At 68.4% G+C, this 19166-nt stretch carries 15 protein-coding genes; 6 read left to right on the top strand and 9 right to left on the bottom strand.

Annotated elements, in window-relative coordinates; all coding sequences use genetic code 11:
* Positions 1-3 precede the first annotated feature (3 nt).
* Together ilvA and ACORQU_RS06085 are read right to left on the bottom strand one after the other, a co-directional pair.
* Positions 4-1548, bottom strand: coding sequence for a threonine ammonia-lyase, biosynthetic (ilvA, locus tag ACORQU_RS06090; protein ID WP_491643923.1), 1545 nt, complete (start codon positions 1546-1548; stop codon positions 4-6).
* 441 nt (positions 1549-1989) lie between these two features.
* Complete coding sequence (locus ACORQU_RS06085) at positions 1990-5703, bottom strand: indolepyruvate ferredoxin oxidoreductase family protein (RefSeq protein WP_491643922.1); 3714 nt, start codon at positions 5701-5703, stop codon at positions 1990-1992.
* 163 nt (positions 5704-5866) lie between these two features.
* Between ACORQU_RS06085 and ACORQU_RS06080 the strand changes: the two genes are divergently transcribed.
* Complete coding sequence (locus ACORQU_RS06080; RefSeq protein ID WP_491643921.1) at positions 5867-6784, top strand: AEC family transporter; 918 nt, start codon at positions 5867-5869, stop codon at positions 6782-6784.
* A 24-nt stretch (positions 6785-6808) separates the two neighbouring features.
* Here the strand turns inward: ACORQU_RS06080 and ACORQU_RS06075 are convergent, their stop codons facing one another.
* The 7 genes from ACORQU_RS06075 to ACORQU_RS06045 all read right to left on the bottom strand — a co-directional run bounded on the left by ACORQU_RS06075 (position 6809) and on the right by ACORQU_RS06045 (position 14783).
* Positions 6809-7633: a hypothetical protein gene (locus tag ACORQU_RS06075; protein ID WP_491643920.1), complete on the bottom strand. Its 825-nt coding sequence runs from the start codon at positions 7631-7633 to the stop codon at positions 6809-6811.
* Positions 7634-7794: 161 nt separating this feature from the next.
* Positions 7795-9045, bottom strand: coding sequence for an ABC transporter permease (locus ACORQU_RS06070; RefSeq protein WP_271648253.1), 1251 nt, complete (start codon positions 9043-9045; stop codon positions 7795-7797).
* On the bottom strand, positions 9042-10283 hold the full coding sequence (locus ACORQU_RS06065) for an efflux RND transporter periplasmic adaptor subunit (protein ID WP_491643919.1): 1242 nt from the start codon (positions 10281-10283) through the stop codon (positions 9042-9044). Before ACORQU_RS06065 ends, ACORQU_RS06070 begins: the two co-directional genes overlap by 4 nt.
* Positions 10280-11236, bottom strand: a complete 957-nt coding sequence (locus tag ACORQU_RS06060) for an HlyD family secretion protein (RefSeq protein ID WP_491643918.1) — start codon at positions 11234-11236, stop codon at positions 10280-10282. The genes ACORQU_RS06065 and ACORQU_RS06060 overlap by 4 nt, the downstream gene beginning before the upstream one ends.
* Positions 11233-12213, bottom strand: coding sequence for an HlyD family secretion protein (locus ACORQU_RS06055; RefSeq protein WP_271648256.1), 981 nt, complete (start codon positions 12211-12213; stop codon positions 11233-11235). Before ACORQU_RS06055 ends, ACORQU_RS06060 begins: the two co-directional genes overlap by 4 nt.
* Entirely contained in the window at positions 12197-12871 is a 675-nt protein-coding gene (locus tag ACORQU_RS06050; RefSeq protein ID WP_491643917.1) for an ABC transporter ATP-binding protein, read from the bottom strand. Before ACORQU_RS06050 ends, ACORQU_RS06055 begins: the two co-directional genes overlap by 17 nt.
* A 427-nt stretch (positions 12872-13298) precedes the next feature.
* Complete coding sequence (locus ACORQU_RS06045; protein ID WP_491643916.1) at positions 13299-14783, bottom strand: AAA family ATPase; 1485 nt, start codon at positions 14781-14783, stop codon at positions 13299-13301.
* A 125-nt stretch (positions 14784-14908) separates the two neighbouring features.
* On the opposite strand from ACORQU_RS06045, the gene ACORQU_RS06040 reads away from it, so the two are divergent.
* From ACORQU_RS06040 to ACORQU_RS06020, 5 genes are all read left to right on the top strand, one after another.
* On the top strand, positions 14909-15538 hold the full coding sequence (locus ACORQU_RS06040; RefSeq protein WP_491643915.1) for a nucleotide-binding protein: 630 nt from the start codon (positions 14909-14911) through the stop codon (positions 15536-15538).
* An 18-nt stretch (positions 15539-15556) separates the two neighbouring features.
* On the top strand, positions 15557-16033 hold the full coding sequence (locus ACORQU_RS06035; RefSeq protein ID WP_271648260.1) for a SixA phosphatase family protein: 477 nt from the start codon (positions 15557-15559) through the stop codon (positions 16031-16033).
* Between the two features lie 77 nt (positions 16034-16110).
* Positions 16111-16611, top strand: coding sequence for a YceI family protein (locus tag ACORQU_RS06030; protein WP_491643914.1), 501 nt, complete (start codon positions 16111-16113; stop codon positions 16609-16611).
* Positions 16608-18614 carry a phospholipase D family protein gene (locus tag ACORQU_RS06025; RefSeq protein ID WP_491643913.1) on the top strand — a complete coding sequence of 669 codons (2007 nt, stop codon included), beginning with the start codon at positions 16608-16610 and terminating at the stop codon, positions 18612-18614. Before ACORQU_RS06030 ends, ACORQU_RS06025 begins: the two co-directional genes overlap by 4 nt.
* Before the next feature lie 30 nt (positions 18615-18644).
* Positions 18645-19076: a hotdog fold thioesterase gene (locus tag ACORQU_RS06020; protein WP_491643912.1), complete on the top strand. Its 432-nt coding sequence runs from the start codon at positions 18645-18647 to the stop codon at positions 19074-19076.
* Positions 19077-19166 lie beyond the last annotated feature (90 nt).

Below are 19166 nucleotides of genomic sequence, written 5' to 3'. Positions count from 1 at the left end.
GCGTCAGTTGCGCAGGAACAGCTGGTAGACCGGGTTATTGGTCTCTTCCACGTACGGATAGCCCAGCGCATCGAGGAAGCGCTGGAACGCGGCATCGTCCTTCGCCGGGACCTGCAGGCCGATCAGGGTGCGTCCGTAGTCCGCGCCCTGGTTGCGGTAGTGGAACAGGCTGATGTTCCAGGTTGGTTTGAGCAGGTTGAGGAACTTCAGCAGCGCGCCCGGGCGTTCAGGAAAGACGAAGCGCAGTAGGCGCTCGTCCTGGGCCAGGGCCGAGTGCCCTCCCACCATGTGCCGCACGTGCTCCTTGGCCAACTCGTCATGGGTCAGGTCCAGCGTGGCAAAGCCGTGGCGGATGAAGCTGGCGGCGATCTTCTCCGATTCACCCTTGCCGTGCGTGGTTAGCCCGACGAACACGTGCGCCTGGGCCGCATCGCTGATGCGGTAGTTGAACTCGGTGACATTGCGCGGGCCGCCGGGCAGGTGATCGACCAGTTCGCAGAAGCGGCGGAACGAACCACGCTCCTCGGGGATGGTCACCGCGAACAGCGCCTCGCGCTCCTCGCCGACTTCGGCGCGTTCGGCCACGAAGCGCAGCCGGTCGAAGTTCATGTTGGCCCCGCACAGGATGGCCGCGAACGTCGCGCCCTTGACCTTGTGCGTGGCCACGTACTGCTTGATCGCCGCCACCGCCATCGCCCCGGAGGGCTCGACGATGCTGCGCGTATCGACGAAGACATCCTTGATCGCCGCGCATACCGCGTCGGTGTCGACGATGATGAAGTCATCCACCAGGTGCTTGGCGATGCGGAAGGTTTCCTCGCCCACCAGCTTCACCGCGGTGCCGTCGGCGAACAGGCCCACGTCATCCAGTGCCACGCGCTTGCGCGCGGCCACCGAGCGGGCCATCGCATCGGAATCGGCCATCTGGACGCCGATCACCTTGATCTCCGGGCGCACGGCCTTGATGTAGTTGGCCACCCCGGAGATCAGCCCGCCGCCGCCGATCGCCACGAACACCGCGTCCAGCGGCCCCTGGTGCTGGCGCAGGATCTCCATGGCGATGGTGCCTTGGCCGGCGATCACGTCCGGGTCGTCGAACGGGTGCACGAAGGTCAGGCCCTGCTTGCGCTCCAGCGTCACCGCATGCTCGTAGGCATCCGAATAGCTTTCCCCGCGCAGCACCACCTCGCCCCCCAGCGCCTTGACCGCATCGATCTTGAGCTGCGGGGTGGTCACCGGCATCACGATCACCGCGCGCGTGCCCAGCCGGTGCGCGCCCAGCGCCACGCCCTGGGCGTGGTTGCCGGCCGACGCACAGATCACCCCGCGCTTGAGCTGCTCGGGGGTCAGGTGCGCCATCTTGTTGTACGCACCGCGCAGCTTGAAGCTGAAGACCGCCTGCTGGTCCTCGCGCTTGAGCAGCACCTTGTTGTGCAGGCGCTGGCTGAGGGTGCGGGCGGGCTCGAGGGACGATTCGACCGCCACGTCGTAGACGCGCGCGGTGAGGATCTTCTTGAGGTAGTCGGCGGGTTTGAGGGGCTTGCTCATAGGGCCGCCATGCTACAGGCCAGGCGCACGCAACTGCGCCGTCGTTGCTGTTGCAACCAAGCGTGCTTGGCAGTGAGCCGTCATGTCGCCTGCGGCGGATTGCCGTGCGGTGCGGTGGGCCGCCTGCGCAGCGGTCAAGGCCGCGCGCCTGGGCGTCAGCCGCAGCCAGGCGCTGGAACGGGTGCTGGGGTCATCTTCAACCCGCTTGCTCCCGGGCCGACTGACACCGAGCTGGCTCGCGTCCATCGGCCGTCAGGCTCAGCACGGGGTAGCGCGACCCCTCCAGTGTCCCGAGGGGCTGCGTCGGGACGCCTGAAGAGATCGCTGCGACGGTGACGTTCCTGCCGAGCACGCTGGCTTACCGATCGGGCAGGTCCCCATGCCGATGGCGGGGTATCGAGCGGCAGACCGTGTCCTGGCATGGGCGGCTTGCTCCTCGGTTCAGGCCGCCTGGACGATGGGGATGGCCTTCGGATCGCGCCACTGTTGCAGCAACCGGGCTTCCTCCGCCTTGGCGGTCTGCAGATGACGCTCCTTGATGTGGCCGTAGCCGCGGATCTGCTCGGGAATGCTGGCGATGCGTACCGCCAGCGGCAGGCGCTGTGCATCGAGGGTGTCGAGCAGGCCGGTGACCGTGGCGCGGTAGTCGGCGATGAGCTGGCGTTCCATGCGGCGCTCGGCGGTGCGGCCGAAGACGTCGAACGTGCCGCCACGCAGAACCTTGAGCCTGGCCAGCAGGCCGAACGCGCGCAGCATCCACGGGCCGTAGGCGCGCTTGGTCAGCTCGCCCTTCTCGTTCTTCTTGGCCAGCAGCGGCGGGGCGAGGTGGAACTGCAGGGTGTAGTCGCCTTCGAACTGCTGCTCCAGCTGACGCTTGAACGCGCCGCTGGTGTACAGCCGCGCCACCTCGTACTCGTCCTTGTAGGCCATCAGCTTGAACAGATAGCGCGCCACCGCCTCGGTCAGCGCAGTGGCGCCGGGCGCCCGGGCGCTTTCGGCTTCGCGCACCTGGGCGACGAAGTCGGTGTAGTGCCTTGCGTAGGCGCTGTCCTGGTACTGCGCAAGGAAGGCGCTGCGTCGGGCGATGGCTTCGTCCAGCGTGCGCGACAGGCGCGCGTCGTCCAGCGGCAAGGCAGTAGCGCCGTCGACGGTGGCTGCGGTGGTGTCGGGCAGGCCGCGCACGCTGCGCGCGTTGTCCGGGTTGCGTGGCGCGCTGGTCGCGCCCCATTCGGTCCCTTCCCATTCGCCCGGCGGCAGCACGCGCAGGTTGCGTGGCAGGTGTTCCTCGCGGGTCTCGGTGTTGCGTACGATGCCGGCCGCCTGCTGTACCGCCGGCAGGTCGATGGCGGCCAGTCGGCCCCAGGCGAAGGCGGTCTTGTTCATGTCGATGGCCGCGCCGTTGAGTTCGATCGCGCGCATCAGCGCGTCGAACGAGATCGGCACCAGACCCTGCTGCCAGGCATAGCCAAGCATGAACAGATTGGTCGCGATCGCATCGCCCAGCAAGGCGGTAGCCAGCTGGGTGGCATCGAGCAGCAGCGGATCGCGTCCGCCAAGGGCGACCTTGACCCCGGCGATGATCTCGGCGGCGGGGAACTGCATGTCCGGATGGGTGGTGAAGGTGCCGGGCATGGCCTCGTAGGTGTTGAGCACCACCTGCGCGCGCTCGCCGCGCACCTTGGACAGCACCCAGTAGTCGTTGACCACGACCATGTCGCAACCGAGCACCAGGTCGGCATCACCGGCGGCGATGCGCACGGCATGGATATCCGACGGCTGGCGCGCGATGCGGATGTGCGTGGTGACCGCGCCTCCCTTCTGCGCCAAACCGGTCTGGTCGAGCACGCTGGCGCCCTTGCCTTCCAGATGCCCGGCCATGCCCAGCAGTGCGCCGATGGTGACCACGCCGGTGCCGCCGACGCCGGTAATCAAGATGTTCCAGGGCGTCTGCAGGTCTGACTTGAATTCCGGGGCCGGCAGGTCGTCCAGCAGCGTGGCCGCATCGCTCTTCTTGCCCTTGCGCGGCTTGCCCCCATGCACGGTGACGAAGCTGGGACAGAACCCATTGACGCAGGAATAGTCCTTGTTGCAGTTGGACTGGTCGATGCTGCGTTTGCGGCCGAATTCGGTCTCCTTGGGCAGCACCGAGACGCAGAAACTCTTTTCCCCACAGTCGCCGCAGCCTTCGCACACCAGCGAGTTGATCAGCACGCGCTTGGGCGGATCGATGAGCTTGCCGCGCTTGCGACGGCGGCGCTTCTCTGTGGCGCAGGTCTGGTCATAGATCAGGATCGACACGCCCTTGACCTTGCGCAGCGCGTCCTGCACGGCGTCCAGCGCGCTGCGGTCGTGGAACTCGGTGTCGGCCGGGAACAGGTCGCGCCGACGCGACCACTTGGCGATGTCATCGGACACCAGCACGATGGTGTGCACGCCTTCGGCGCGCATCTGCGCGGCGATGTCCGGGACGGTCAGCGTACCGTCCACCGGTTGCCCACCGGTCATGGCGACCGCGTCGTTGTACAGGATCTTGTAGGTGATGTTGACGCCGGTGGCGATGGACTGGCGGATCGCCAGCGAGCCACTGTGGAAATAGGTACCGTCGCCGAGGTTCTGGAACACATGCGGGGTGTCAGTAAACGGGGCCTGCCCGGACCAGGTGACGCCTTCCCCGCCCATATGGGTGAAGGTCTCGGTGTTGCGATCCATCCAGGTGACCATGTAATGGCAACCGATGCCGCCCATCGCGCGCGAACCCTCGGGCACGACGGTGGAGGTGTTGTGCGGGCAGCCGCTGCAGTAATGCGGCACGCGCGGGAAGCTGGCGCGGGGCAGGGCCATCTCCGCTTCCTTGGCCTCCATCCAGCGCAGGCGCTGCTCGATGGATTCCAGGCGCGCGAAGCGCTGGATGCGCGCGCCGATCACCCCGGCAATGGTGGCCGGGGTGAGTTCGCCGGTGGACGGCAGGATCCATTCACCGGCCTCGTCGTACTTGCCGACGATGGACGGCCGCGCGCCCGCATTGGCCGGCCAGTTGTAGAACAGCTCCTTCATCTGCCGCTCGATGAAGGCCTTCTTCTCCTCCACCACGACGATGTCGTCCAATCCCCGCGCGAAGGCGGTGATGCCCACCGGTTCCAGTGGCCAGCTCATGCCGACCTTGTAGACGCGGATGCCGATCTGCGCACAGGCCGCTTCGTCCAGGCCCAGATACTCCAGTGCCTGCAGCACGTCCAGATAGCTCTTGCCGGTGGTGACGATCCCCAGTCGCGCGCGCGGCGAATCCAGCACGATGCGGTCGATGCCGTTGGCACGGGCGAAGGCCTGCGCCGCGGCGACCGCATAGCGGTGCAGGCGCATTTCCTGCTCCAACGGCGGATCGGGCCAGCGGATGCTCAGGCCACCGGCCGGCATCATGAAGTCCTCGGGCAGCACGATCCTGCGTGCGAACGGATCGACGTTGACCGAGGCGGAAGACTCCACGGTTTCGGCGATCGTCTTGAAGCCGATCCAGCGCCCGGTGTAGCGGCTCATCGCCCAGCCCACCAGGCCCAGGTCGAGGATGTCCTGCACGCCGGCCGGATTGAGCACCGGCATCATCGCGCTGACGAATTCCTCCTCGCTGCCGTGTGGCAGGGTGGAGCTGCGGCAGGCGTGATCGTCCGCCGCCAAGGCCAGGACCCCGCCCAGCGTCGAGGTCCCGGCCGCGTTGGCGTGCTTGAACACATCGCCGCTGCGGTCCACGCCGGGTCCCTTGCCGTACCACATGCCGTACACGCCATCGACCGTGGCGCCGGGAAACAGCCCGGTCTGCTGGGTACCCCACACCATGGTCGCGCCCAGGTCCTCGTTGAGGCCGGGCTGGAAGGTCACCTTGGCCGCGTCCAGATGCCTGCGCGCGCGCCACAGCTCCAGATCAAGGCCGCCCAGCGGGCTGCCGCGATAGCCACTGATGAAGCCTGCGGTGTTCAGGCCCGCCGCATCGTCGCGCAGCCGCTGCATCAGCGGCAGCCGCACCAGGGCCTGGACCCCGGACAGGTAGATGCGCCCGTCGGTGCGCGTGTACTTGTGTTCCAGCGTGTAGTCGGCGTCGAGCGTGTCGATGGCCGGCGTGTCGGCGGAGGAAGGCGAAATCAGTTCGGCGGTGCTGGTCATGGGCGGCCCGAATTGGCGGGTGGCGAGGCATCGGCCTGAGTCTAGCAATGCATTCATCTGCAACTGTCTCGTGCGGCGCCATGTGCCGTTTGCGGCCGCGTTGACGGGCACCGACAATGTTGCAACGCGGCGCATCTGCGCAATCTCCCAATAGGAACCCGCCGTGGCCTTTGACGCCTTCGCCCTGATCCTGGCCATGCTGGCGCTTGGCATGCTGTTCGCGCGCTTGCGACTGTTTCCGGACGGGTCGGCCAATGTCCTGAATCTGGTGGTGCTCTACGTCTGTCTGCCGGCGGCGGTGCTGACCTTCGTCCCGCGCCTGCACATGGACCGTTCGCTGTTGGGGTTGAGCGTGACCCCGTGGATCCTGATGGCGGCCACCTGGGGCTTGGTCACGCTGGCCACGCGCATCTTGAAGCTGAGCCGCGGGGAGCATGCGGCGCTGCTGGTGTGCGTGGGCTTCTCCAACTCCAGCTTCATCGGCTATCCGATGGTGCGGGCATTGCTGGGCGACCACGCGCTGCCTTACGCGGTGGTGTACGACCAGTTCGGCACCTTTCTCATGCTGTCCACGCTGGGCATCGTGATCCTGGCGCGCTATTCGGGTGAGACCACGCCCAGTGCCCGCCACGTGCTGCTGCGCATCGCCAAGTTCCCGCCCCTGTGGGCACTGTTGTTTGCCCTGACCGTGATGCCGGCCGATCCGCCGAAGTGGATCGGTGGTGGCCTGCAGCGCCTGTCCGACGCGATGCTGCCACTGGTGATGCTGTCGGTGGGCCTGTCCATCCAGTTGCGCCTGCCGCGACGCGAATTCAAGCCGCTGGCGGTGGGGGTGGTGTTGCGCCTGCTGGTGATGCCGCTGCTGGCGCTGCCGCTGTCCTACGCATTGGGGATGCAGGGAGAAGTCTTGCAGGTGAACGTGCTGGAGTCGGGCATGCCGACCATGATCACGGCCGCGGCGCTGGCGATTTCACACGATCTGGCCCCGCGCCTGTGTGCGGCCATCGTGGGGTATTCCATCGTGGTCTCTCTGGCCACGCTGCCGCTGCTGGCGTGGGCGCTGCATGCCCTGGCGGGCTGACGGTGGCCGAGCGCCCTGCCGCGCTCAGGCTTCCTGGGCCAGCGCGATGGGCGGGACGATGGGAACGGGCTGCGTCGGGACGGGGCGCTCGGCGTGTGCCAGCAGGGCACGCAGCTGGTCGGTCACCGGGTCGAAAACCGCATCGGGAATGGCGAGCATCAGCAGTTCGGCGCCCAGGGTGTAGTCGGCCGGCTCAGGCCTGCGGGCGGTCGCCGTGCTCCAGGCGGCCAGGTCCGACAGCGCGATCATGTTCAGGCGCTGGCCGGCCCCGGAAGGGTTCTCCAGCTCGGGGGCGGCATACGTGCGGATCAGGCTGATCGCGCGATCGCGGAAAACGGCATCGGCCGCGAAGCGCTCGGCGAAGCAGTGCAGGTCCACCACGCGGGCGAAGCGGGCCACGGCGGCGTCCGCGGCGTGCTCGACCAGGGTGAAGGCGCGCACGCCCAGGCGGTCGTTCGCGCGCAGGCGCACCCAGGCATACCGGGAACGGCCGAGCCGGTAGCGCGACCAGCGCACCGGCAGGAGGGCGTCGAACAGGCGGTACACGCAGCTCTTACGACGCCAAGGCGCGCGCGGAGCCAGACTGGCCGGCGGGAACACCCCGGCCAGGCGACGTGCGGCGGGAGGCGGAAGCTGCGAGACCACCGCGCGCAGCAGCTCCGGCGGCTGGACGTTGCAGGCTCGCGCCGCGGTGGGCAGCTGCCGTGCCAGCCCCTGCGTGGCGACGCTGCCGTCCTGGCGCTGGTAGGTCAGGATCAGGCGCGAGGCCACCCGCCTCAGCGCTGCCGCGCCGTCGTCGGGCACGATCGCATTCGGGTTTTCCTGGAGGTGCTGCGGGGAGGTCTCCATCGCCGTCGTTCCGTTCCATCGGACCGTGTGGGAAACCCCAGCGTAAGACAGGGCGCGAACTCCCGGCAAGCGGCAAATGCTTGAAAATCCGGGGGTTTGTTGAGCATCGGTAACGCTTTTTTACGGAGTCACGGTTTCCGGCGTTTCATGGCGTCCGATGCCTACTCATGGCGCAGGGCTGCGATGGGATCCAGGCGCGCGGCCTGGCGTGCCGGATAAACGCCAAAGGCCAGGCCGACCGCGCCGCAGAACAGTGCCGATCCCAGGATGGGCAGTGGCGCCCAGGCCACCTGCCAACCGGCGAACACCGCGATCGCGTAGGCCAGGGCCGTGCCGAACAACAGCCCCAGCAGCACCCCGGCCACGCAGATCACCGTGGCCTCGCGCAGGAACTGGGCGACCACATCGCGCCGGCGCGCGCCCAGCGCACGCAGCAGGCCGATCTCGCGCCGACGCTCCAGCACGTTGGCCAGCATGATGTTCATGATGCCGATGCCGCCCACCAGCAGACTCACCCCGGCAATGGCCCCCATCACGACCTGGAAGATGCGCTGGGTCTTCTGGTGCTGCTGGAACAGCTGCTGCGGCACCACCAGCGTGTAGTCCTCCTCACCGGCGTGGCGCTGGGCCAGTACCTTGGCCATCACCTGCGCGCTGGCGGCCAGCTGGTCCGGATCGGCAATGCGCAGGGCGAAGCGGTCGACCTCGTCCTCCTGATCCTGGAACTTGAAGCGGTTCAGTGCGCTGTCCAGCGGCAGATAGATGCGGTTGCTCTCCAGGCCCAGCTGCACGCCCTCGAACGCGTTCTTACCCAAATCCCGATCGGCCAACACGCCGATCACTTCCAGCCAGACGTGGTTGACCTTGATCAGCTGGCCCAGGGCTTGGCCCTGCGGGAACAGGCTGTGCGCCGCCTGCGCGCCGAGCACCGCCACCGGCGCCAGATGGTCGTTGTCCTGCGTACTCAGGCCTCGTCCCTGGGTTACGCGCAGCGAGGACAGGGCGAAGAAGTCCGGGCTCACGCCATAGGCCTGGGCATCGCTGTGCCCGTGCTCGCCGAAGACCGAATAGGTGCGCACGGCCTTCTCTGCCGCGAAGCGCTCCGCGCCGGGGACCACGGCCTGTACGGCCTCGGCATCGGCGACCGACAGGCCCAGGCTGCGGGTGCGCGTCTCGCGCAGGGTGTCTGCGTCCTGCGACTTGGCCTGGGCGATCAGATTGTGCAGGCCCAGGCTCTCGACCAGACGCAGCGCCTCGCGGCGACTGCCTTCACCCACCGCCTGCATGGCCACGATGGCACCCACCCCGAAGATCAGGCCGAGCAAGGTCAGCAGGGTTCGCAGGCGCCGCCGCCAAAGCTCCTCGATGGCCTCGCGCCAGATGGGCGGCACGCGCCGCATCAGGCGGCTCATGGCCGGCCCCCGTCCTCGTCGGTCTGCGGTGGCTCGTCTGGCGGCGCGCCGGCCGCGCTGAGGATCACCTCATCGCCCGGCTCGAGTCCCTCGAGCACCTGGGTCCGCGCCGGGCCGCGCACGCCGAGCTTCACCGCGCGGCGGGCCTGGCCGTTGCCATTGCGGACCTGCACGTAGGACTGGCCCCTGTCCTGCGCCAGCGCGATGTTGGGGACATCGATGGCCTGGCGGGCCTGCAGCAGCACCACGCGGGCCTGCATCTGCTGGCCGGGCACCAGATCCAGGCGCTTGAGCGCCGCGTCGGGCACCGGGGCGCGCATGGCCAGATACTTGACCGGGTTCTGGCGACTGAGCGATTTGGCCGCGCTGGCGATCCACGACAGCGTGGTGGTGAAACGCTGTTCGGGATGGCCGATCGGATACAGCTCCACGGCATTGCCCTTGCGCACGCCCTGGGCCTGCTGCTGCGGCAGGGTGATCTCCACTTCCAGCGCGGCCAGGTCCGGCAGGCTGCCATAGGGCGTGCCGGCGTACAGGCTGCTGCCGACCATGGGCTTTTCCCCGGACCAGTTGGTTTCCAGCAGGACCACCCCATCAGTGGGCGCGCGCAGCTCCAAGGCATTCATGTCATGCTGGCGGGATTGCGCGGTCATGTCGAAGGTGGCGCGCTGGGCATCCAGTACGCCCAGCTCGGCCGCGCCGCGCTCACCGGACTGCGCGCGCTGCCAGCGCAGGGTGTCCTGGCGCTCGCCGAGGTAGTGCACGTCCTGCACCGCGTCGAGCACGTCATTGCGCGCCAGCGTGGACAGATCCGCATGGGCGTAGCGTTGTGCAATTCCCAACTGGGTCGCCACGTCGGACAGATCCACATCCACCCGCCCCTGGGCCGAGGCCAGTTCGGCCTGCTTGGCCAGGCGTTGCAGCGCATTGCGGCGCAGATCGATCTGCGCCTTGTCCAGTTCCTGCTCGCCCTGGGGCGAGGCGAAGCGCGCGATCAGTTCGCCCTGCTTCACCCGCGTGCCCTCCGGCAGCATCCATTCCAGTTGGCGGCTGTCCCAGTTCGATCCTGGGACCGACAGCGCGGTGGCCTGGGCCGCGCGGACCTGTCCCAGGCCGCTCACGCTGAGCGTCAGTGCGTGTCGCCGCACCGTTTCGGTGCTGACGGAGGTCTGGTCGTCGTGGCATCCCCCCAGCACCGTCGCGCAGGCGAGCAGGAGCGCAAGGCGCGCGGCGTTCATGATGACCCCTTGGCGTCGGTGTTCACCTCGACCCGCACGCTCATGCCAGGCTTGAGCCGGGCGTCGGCCTTGTCCAGCTGCAGCTCCACATCCAGGATGGGGATCGGCTGCACGCCCGACTTGCTGCGCACCGTGCGGCCAATGCCGACCACGCGGGCCGGGAACACCGCCCCGCTGCCTTCCAGCCGGATCTGCGCGGTCTGGCCGGGGTGGATCCGGCGGAAGTCGCGTTCGGGCAGTTCGGCACGCACGGCCACGGTGGACAGGTCGGGGATCTCGGCCACGCTCTGGCCTTTCCAGACCTTGGCGCCGATGTCGAACTTCTCGCCGCTGAAGGAACTCTTGTGCAGCATCAGCCCAGGGCGGGGAGCGGTCAGGGTCATCGCCGCCAATGAGGTCTTGAGTCGGGTCACATCGTTGTTGAGCTGCCGGGTCTGCGCATCCAGCACGCGGCGCTCGGCCGCGCGCGCGGTGGCCTTGGCGGCCTCGGTCTGCTCGGCCAGCGTGTAGCTGGCTTGGGCCAGGGTGCGGGCGTTGACCAGTTTCTGGTAGTCGACGCCGGCGATCAGTTCCTTGGGCTGGGCGGTCTTGCGACGCGCCTTGTCCAGCTCCGCCCGCGCCTGCTCGGTGACCAGGTGTGCGGTGCGCGCGCGTTCGGCCTGGTCGAGCGTGAGCTTGTCCAGCTCGCGCCGTTTCTCCTGCAGCTTGCTGCTCTTCTCGGCGAGCGTCTTGGCCAGCTCGCTGGTGTCGAAGGCCACCACCACCTGGCCGCGCTCGACCATGCTGCCGTCCGGCGCCAGCTGGGTGATGGTGAACTCGTAAAGCTCGTCGACCTGCGGCGGCAGCAGCTGCGCGCTGCTGCGTGCGTAGACTTCACCATCGATGCCCAGCGTGGTGGCATGCAGCGGCGTGGCCGGCAGCGCCAGGATCAGGCCGAACAGCCAAGCCCTCACTGGCGCGCCTCGGCGGCTTGGGGCGTCACGCGCACGCTCATGCCGGGCAGCAGGCTGGCCGTGTACGGCGCCGGGTCCAGGTCAATGTCGACCTGGAAGTAGCGCCCGCGGCCCCAGGCCGGGCGGGACTCCGGGGCGCCGGCGATGCGCAGGATGTGGCCGCCGCCGTGCTCGCCTGGCAGCGCGTCGAAATCCAGTCGCACCGCCTGGCCTTGGCGCAGGCCGGCCCGGTCGGCTTCCAGGACCCAGGCGCGGACCTGTCGGGTGCCGCCGGACACGACCTGGCCGGCCTCGCTGCCGACCATGGCCGAAGACCCCTCGTCGATGCGTCCACCCAGCCAGCTTGCCGTGTTGAAGCCATGGACCACGATGCCGTCGCGCTGCGCGCGCACCTCGGCATTGGCGGCCTGCCAGCGGGCAAAGTCGCGGTCGATCTCCAGCTTCTTCACTTCGAGCGCGGCGTCGCTGCGTCGCTGCTCCACCGCCGCGCGGGCCGTGGCGGCATCGCGGCGCTTGAGCTCGGCCTCCTCGGTCGCGCGCTTCAGTTCGCCCTGATAGCGGTCGTAGTCCAGTCCGGACACCAGCTCCCGGGGCAGGGCCGCATCGACCTTGGCGTCGGCCAACTTGGCGTCGGCCTTGGCCTGTTCCAGTGCGGCCTCCAGCGCCTTGACCTCCAGATCGGCGGTTTCCTTGTCGGCCTTGGCCCGGGCCTGCTCGATTTCCACGTCTTTTTCCTGGGCCTGCGTGGCCGCCGTGCCTGGATCGACGCGCAATACCACCTCGCCCTTCTTCACTGCCTGGCCTTCGGGCAAGAAGAAGCGGATCACCGTGGGCGACATGTTGGAACGGGGGACATAGATCGACTGCGCATCGACGACTCGCACCTCGCCGGTCAGGGCGATCACCGCGCCGGCCGGAGCCGCGCAGGCGGCCAGCGCCAGCAGCAGCAAGGCGGGGAGCTCAGTGCGTCGAGTCATGTTCCACCCGGCCATCGCGCAGGCTGACCTGGCGCGGTGCATGCGCGGCCACCTCCTGGTCGTGGGTGACCAGCACCACGGTCTGACCGTCGGCGTGGACCTCGTCCATCAGCGCCATCACGTCGGCCGCGCTCCTGGAATCCAGGTTGCCTGTCGGCTCGTCCGCCAGTAGCAGGGCCGGGCGCAACAGCAGGGCACGGGCGATCGCAGCGCGCTGCTGCTGTCCGCCTGAGAGCTCGTTGGGGCGATGCGTGATGCGCGAAGACAGTCCCACCCGCTCCAGCAATGCCAATGCACGCGCATGCGCATCGGCCGGTGGGGTGCGGTTGAAGCGTAGCGGCAGCAGCACGTTCTCCAGCAGAGTCAGCCGCGGCAGTAGGTGAAAGCTCTGGAAGACAAAGCCGATGCGCCGGTTGCGCATGTCGCTGCTGGCCTCGTCGTCCAAGCCGGCCACGTCGCGGCCTTCGATGAGGTAGCGGCCGCTGCTGGGCCGGTCCAGGCAGCCCAGGATGTTCAGCAGGCTCGACTTGCCCGAGCCAGACGGACCGGTGATGGCGACGAACTCGCCCGCGGCCACTTTCATGTCCACGCCGGCCAGCGCATGGACGGTCTGCCCGCCCGTCGCGTAGCGACGATGGACCGCCTGCAACTCGATCATTCCCGCACCAGCTCCGTCCCTGTCGCTCCACTCCAGGTCCCGACTCTCGCACGCGCGAGGCCGGTGGGCAACGCCAATGCCGGTCGCCCCGGATTAAAGAGGGAACGCCATCTTTTGAAGAAATGCGACTAGGTCGCGCCGGCGCGCACTGCGTTTGCGGGATCACCGGTCGACGGACCCGATGGGCTGACCTGGCCCAGGGCGGACGTGGTGGGCGTGCGTGCGCCGGACGCACACAAGGCGGCGCGCGTGATCTCCCGCCCGGCGCGGCGCTACGGGGCCATCTCGCTGTCGGGGGAGGGGGCTGCGCGTGATCGGGTTGCGGGTCGATATGGGAGGACGGGGTGACCGCGATCGCTTCGGTCACCCCGGTCGCCCGGGTCTAGTCGCTGCGGGGCCAGGGGCGTCCGCTTTCTGGGACGCCGCTTCAATGCGCCGGGACGGTGCGTCCGCGGGCCCAGTCGCGCAGTCCCTGGACCTGTTCGGCCATCAGCACCGACAGCGGCCGGGTACTGCGGATCTCGTGCATCAGGCCTTCGGTGTCCAGTGGACGCGCGCCGGCGTGGGCGGCGTACAGGCCCGAGACGATGGCCTGCTCGATCTCCGCCCCAGAGAACCCGTCGCTGGCCGCCGCCAGGGCCGGCAACGCGAAGGCCTCGGCGTGCAGCTGGCGCCGTCCCAGGTGCAGCTTGAGCAGCTCCACCCGGGTGTCTGGATCGGGCAGGTCGACGAAGAAAATCTCGTCGAAGCGGCCCTTGCGCAGCAGCTCCGGCGGCAGGTGCTCGACCTGGTTGGCAGTGGCGACCATGAACACCTGCGCCTTGCGTTCGGCCATCCAGGTCAGCAGCGTGCCCAGGACCCGGCGCGAGACCCCGCCGTCCTCGCCGCCTCCGCTGCCCAGGCCTTTTTCGATCTCGTCGATCCACAGCACGCACGGCGCCAGCTGTTCGGCGGCCGCCAGCGCCTTGCGCAGGTTCTTCTCGGTTTCGCCGTGGTACTTGTCGTACAGCGCGCCCATGTCCATGCGCAGCAGCGGCACGCCGAATCCGGCGGCGGTGGCCTTGGCCAGCATGGATTTGCCGCAACCCTGCACGCCCAGCAGCAGCATGCCCCGCGGCGGATCCAGGCCCGGCGGCGGGGTGGTGGAGGTGAACACGCTGCGACGCTGGGCGATCCAACGCTTGAGCCGGTCGGCGCCGGCGACCTCCTCCATCCGCGTGCCGTCGTACTCGTACTGCAACTGGCCACCACGGCCGAGCAGTTCGAACTTCAGTCTGGCCAGCTGCGGCAGGTCGTCGGGGCCCAGGGCGCCGTCGGCGTAGATCAGATGGCGCGCGATGCGGCGCGCATCGATCAGATCCAGGCCGGCCAGGTTGCGGATGATCTGCTGGGCGGCGTCGGTGTCGACCTCGACCCGGCGTCCGCCGTTCTCGGCCGGGTAGGCGGCGACCTCCTCGCGCAGCATCTTCAGCAGCGCGGCGGCGTCGGGCAGGCGCGGCGTGAAGCGGACCGCCAGGGGTTCCAGTTCCTCGGGCAGACTGACCCGCGCGCCGACCAGGACCACCACGTGGGCCTGGCAGTGGCGGCGCTGCAGGATGTCGCGCAGGCCGCGCTGGTGGCCGGCGTATTCCAGGTATGGGTCGAAATCCAGCAACAGGTAGATGCCGCGCTGGGTGGCTGCCTTGATCGCCTGCAGCGCCGCGCCGGCTTCCGGCGCGCCTTCCGGCGGATCCTCGCGCTCCATGTCCAGGCGCCGCAGACCCTCGGTGGACGACCAGCGGAACAGGGCGCGCCAGACCTGGGACAGGGCCTGCCGGAACAGCTCGATCACGCGGCCTTCGTCCTGGGTTTCAATCACGATCAGCGGCGTATCGGCGCGGATCAGGGCGGTCAGGTCACGCAGGTCGCTCATGGGGGCATCCGTTCGGGGCGAGCGCACGTTAGCAGACCCCGGCAAGGGGCAGGCAGGCGGCGGTTCTCGCATTCACGGCGCTCGGTGTACGCTCCAACCCCCGGATGAGTGCAAGGCGCGCGTGCATGAAGACGATCCTGGTCGCCAGTTCCAAGGGTGGTGCAGGCAAAACCACCGTGGCCACCAACCTCGCTGCCAATTTTGCGTTGCAGGGCAGCGCGACCGTGCTGGTCGATGCCGATCCACAGGGCTCTTCCACGCGCTGGGCCCAGCGTCGTGCCGATCTGGACAGCGCCGTGCTGCCAATCGACGGGACCGGCAAGAAGTGGGCCTCCAAACTGCCCTCCGGCACCGAGGCGGTGATCGTGGACGGGCGTGCGGGGGCGATGGCCGACGACCTGACCTCCTTCCTGGAAGCCGCCGATGCGGTGGTGGTACCGGTGCTGCCGTCGGGCCTGGACATCGAGGCCACCGTGGGCTTCCTCAACTCCCTGTCCAAGGTCTCACGCGTGCACAAGCGCAAGCTGCCGGTGGGATTGGTGCTCAATCGGGCCAAGCCCTGGACCAATGCCGCCCAGCAGGCTTTGGAAATGATGGGCCAATGGCCGTATCCGGTGCTGACCACGCTGCGCGATACCCAGGGCTATGTGGTCATGGCCGGGCTGGGACGCAGCCTGTTCGACTATCACTCAGCCAATGTGCGCGACCACCAGGACGACTGGCAGCCGCTGATGAAATGGCTCGCCCAGGCCTGACGGCAAGGTGGTTGTCCCATGCGTGAACTGATCCTGTTGCGCCACGCCCACGCCGAGCCGGCATTGGTCGGCCAGGCCGATTTCGATCGCCCCCTGTCGCCGCATGGCATGGCCGAGGCCGAGGCCGCCGGGCGCTGGATCGCCGAGCAGCGCCTGGTGCCCGACCGGGTACTGTATTCGCCGGCCCGACGCACGCGCGAAACCCTGGAGGCCGTGCTGGCCATCACCGGTTACGTGGAGCAGCGCCTGGAACCGAGCATCTACGAGGCCACCGCCGGCACCCTGATCGGCTTGACCGACGCCCACCGTGACGTGGACCGGCTGATGCTGGTGGGCCACAACCCGGGCCTGGAGCGCGTCGCGGCCCTGTTGCACAGCGGCCGAACCGGCGACTACCGCGGCATGCCCCCCGCCGGGGTGGCGGTGCTGACCCTGTCTGGGGAAGGTCCGGTGGAACCGGGCGTGGCGACCCTGTCGGCGTTCTGGTGGCCGTGAGGCTGGTGCGCTGGCGCCATGCGTGCGCGACCATCGCGCTGATGACATGCGCCACGGCGTCGGCGCAGTCGCGTGCCATGTCCCTGGACAAACAACACACACAGCTGGGCTTCGAGCTGTCCACCCGCTGGGGACAGAGCCTGGAAGGCTCGTTTCCCCGCTATGATGGCGTGGTCAGCGTTTTACCGGATGGGCGGCACCAGGTGTCGCTGCGCATGTATACCTCGGACGTGCAGATCGAGGACCATCCCCGCTATGCACAGTGGGCGCGTGGCAGTGCGTTCTTTGATTCGGACAAGTGGCCTGAAGTGGTCTTCATCTCCCACCCCTACGACACCGCCGTCCTGCGCGATGGTGGGCAGATCCGCGGCGAGCTGGTCATCCGCGGCATTCGCCGTCCAGAAACCCTGAGCGTGCAGCCAGCCCAGTGCCCGCAGCCGGCCGTGGACTGCGATGTGGTGCTGACCGGCGCGGTCCGCCGCAGCGACTACGAAATGGATAGCCTCAGGCTGGCGGTGAACGATCGGGTGGTGTTCGTGCTGCGCGCCCGCGTGCTGGCCCAAAGGGAGACGCCTTGAAGCACCTGATCGGGGGCCTGGCCCTGCTGCTGGCCCTGTTGGGAAGCGGATGCGCCAGCCTGTCCCAGGCCCAGCACGCCCAGGCCGTGGCGATTGCCCAGCAGGCGCGCTCGCAGGTGATCGACTGCGATGCGGCCAACGCCTGCGCGCAACCCTCGGCCCTGCGCACGCTGGCCGACACGGCCGATGCCGATTCCACGCCGCAGGTGCCGCGCCACTACGCGCTGCTGCTGGACCGCGGTGAGGACTCGCTGCTGGCGCGCCTGAACCTGATCCGCTCGGCGCGCACCAGCGTGGACGTGCAGACCTACATCTTCGATACCGACGACAGCTCCCGGATGATCCTGGACGCGCTGCTGGCGGCGGCCAGGCGCGGCGTGAAGGTGCGCCTGCTGATCGACCAGCTCTCGGCCATCTCCGATCTGGACGTGTTGGCTGCCCTGTCCGGCGTCCACCACAACTTCCAGCTGCGCATCTACAACCCGACCTTCAACCAGGCCATGCCGGGCTACCTGGACTATGCGGCCAGCGTCATCTGCTGTTTCCGCCGCTTCAACCAGCGCATGCATACCAAGCTGCTGCTGGTCGACGACGCGGTGGGCATCACCGGCGGGCGCAACTATCAGGATGACTATTACGACTGGGATGCGGAATACAACTTCCGTGACCGCGACGTGCTGGTCGCCGGCCCGGAAGGGCGCGACATGGGCCGCAGCTTCGAGCAGTTCTGGGATGCTCCGCGCAGCATCCCGGTGGAACGGCTCAACGATGTGGCCCACACGCTGCTGGACAAGGGCGTGCCGCCGATGCCGGCCGACGCGTTCAAGCGCCCCGAGCGCGTGGCGCAGATGGACCGCGACGCCAGCGACCCGGCGGTGATCCAGGACCGTCTGGTGTCGCGCGCGATGGCGGTGGGGACGGTGAGCTACATCGCCGATACCCCACGCAAGCATCGCGCAGAAGATCCCGAGGCGGCCGCGCCCTCGGACTGGGAGCTGGGCACGCTGCTGCGGCGCGCACAGCGCGAGATCCTGATGCAGACGCCGTACCTGGTGATGTCCGACCAGGCCGAGCGCTTCTTCGCCGGGCTGCGCAAGCGCGAGGACCCGCCACGGGTGGTCGTGTCGACCAACAGCCTGGCGGCGACCGACAATCCGATCGTGTATTCGGTCTCGGCCAAGTACAAGCGCATGTACCTGCGCAAGCTGGGCTTCCATCTGTACGAGTACAAGCCCTTCCCCGAAGATGCCCCGGTGGATTACGCCACCCTGCTGTCAGCGCCGCCGGTCGCCTTGCCCGGACAAGCGGTCGCCGACACGCGCGAGGACGACCGCAGCGACACGCGGATCCGCACCTCGATGCCGGGCAGCCGCCCGTTCGGGGTGGTCGATCGTGACGAACAGGCCGACCGTGCCGCGCGTCGCGCGCAGATCAACAATCGCGTGGACCGGCGCCTGCAGCGCACCGAGACCCGGCCCTCGTTCCTCAGCAAGGGTCCGGAAAGCGAGCCGGTGCCGCTGAAGCGGGCGGGCGTGCGCATGGGCCTGCATGCCAAGTCGATGGTGATCGACGGCGATATCGCGGTGATCGGGACCCACAACTTCGACCCGCGCTCGATCGATTACAACACCGAGGCGGTGGTGGTGATTCCCAACCGCGCTTTCGCCCAGGAACTGGAGGCCAGCATCCATCGCGACATCGAGCCGGAAAACTCCTGGGTCATCGCCCCGCGGGAGAAGCCGCCGATCCTCTCGGGCCTGAACTACAGCCTGGACAAGGTGTCCTCCTCGCTGCCGGTCTTCGACATCTGGCCCTGGCGTTATGCCACCAGCTACGAGTTCATGCCCAGCGAGCAGTGCCCCGAGCCGCTGCAGGTCAACGATCCGATGTTCCACACCTGCTACAAGTCGGTTGGCGACTTCCCCGAGGTCAGTATCGGTCCCAAGCGCCTGTACGCCCGCATCCTGATCGCCTTCGGCGCCGGCCTGGTGCCCATCCTCTGACCCGCTTCCCGCAAGACGCAAGGAACTCCCATGGCTTTTCGCGCCCCGGTCGATCTCGACGCCCTCAACGCCCTGTCCGCCGGTAATCTGGTCGGCCATCTGGGCATCGTGATCACCGAAGCCGGCGAGGATTGGCTGCGCGGCACCATGCCGGTGGAGCCGCGTACCCACCAGCCCTTCGGGCTGCTGCATGGTGGCGCGTCGGTGGTGCTTGCCGAGAGTCTGGGCAGTTTGGCCGGGGGACTGTCGGTGATCGACCCGGAGCGGTTCGGCGTGGTCGGCCTGGAGATCAACGCCAACCACATCCGCGGCGAGCGCACCGGCATGGTGACCGGGACGGCGCGGGCGGTCCACATCGGACGCACCACCCAGGTCTGGGACATCCGGATCGAAAACGCCCGCGGCAAGCCGGTCTGCGTCTCGCGCCTGACCCTGGCCGTGGTGCCCAAGCCTGCCGACTGAGGGCGCTGGCCGAGAAAGCTGCACGATGGGAACGCTGCTTCCGTGCTGTTCTAGTAGCAGGACACCAAGGCCATCCGGTATCGTGCCGGG

This window comes from Pseudoxanthomonas sp. JC1303 (genome assembly GCF_058448525.1).
This window is presented reverse-complemented; position numbering and strand designations above follow the sequence as displayed.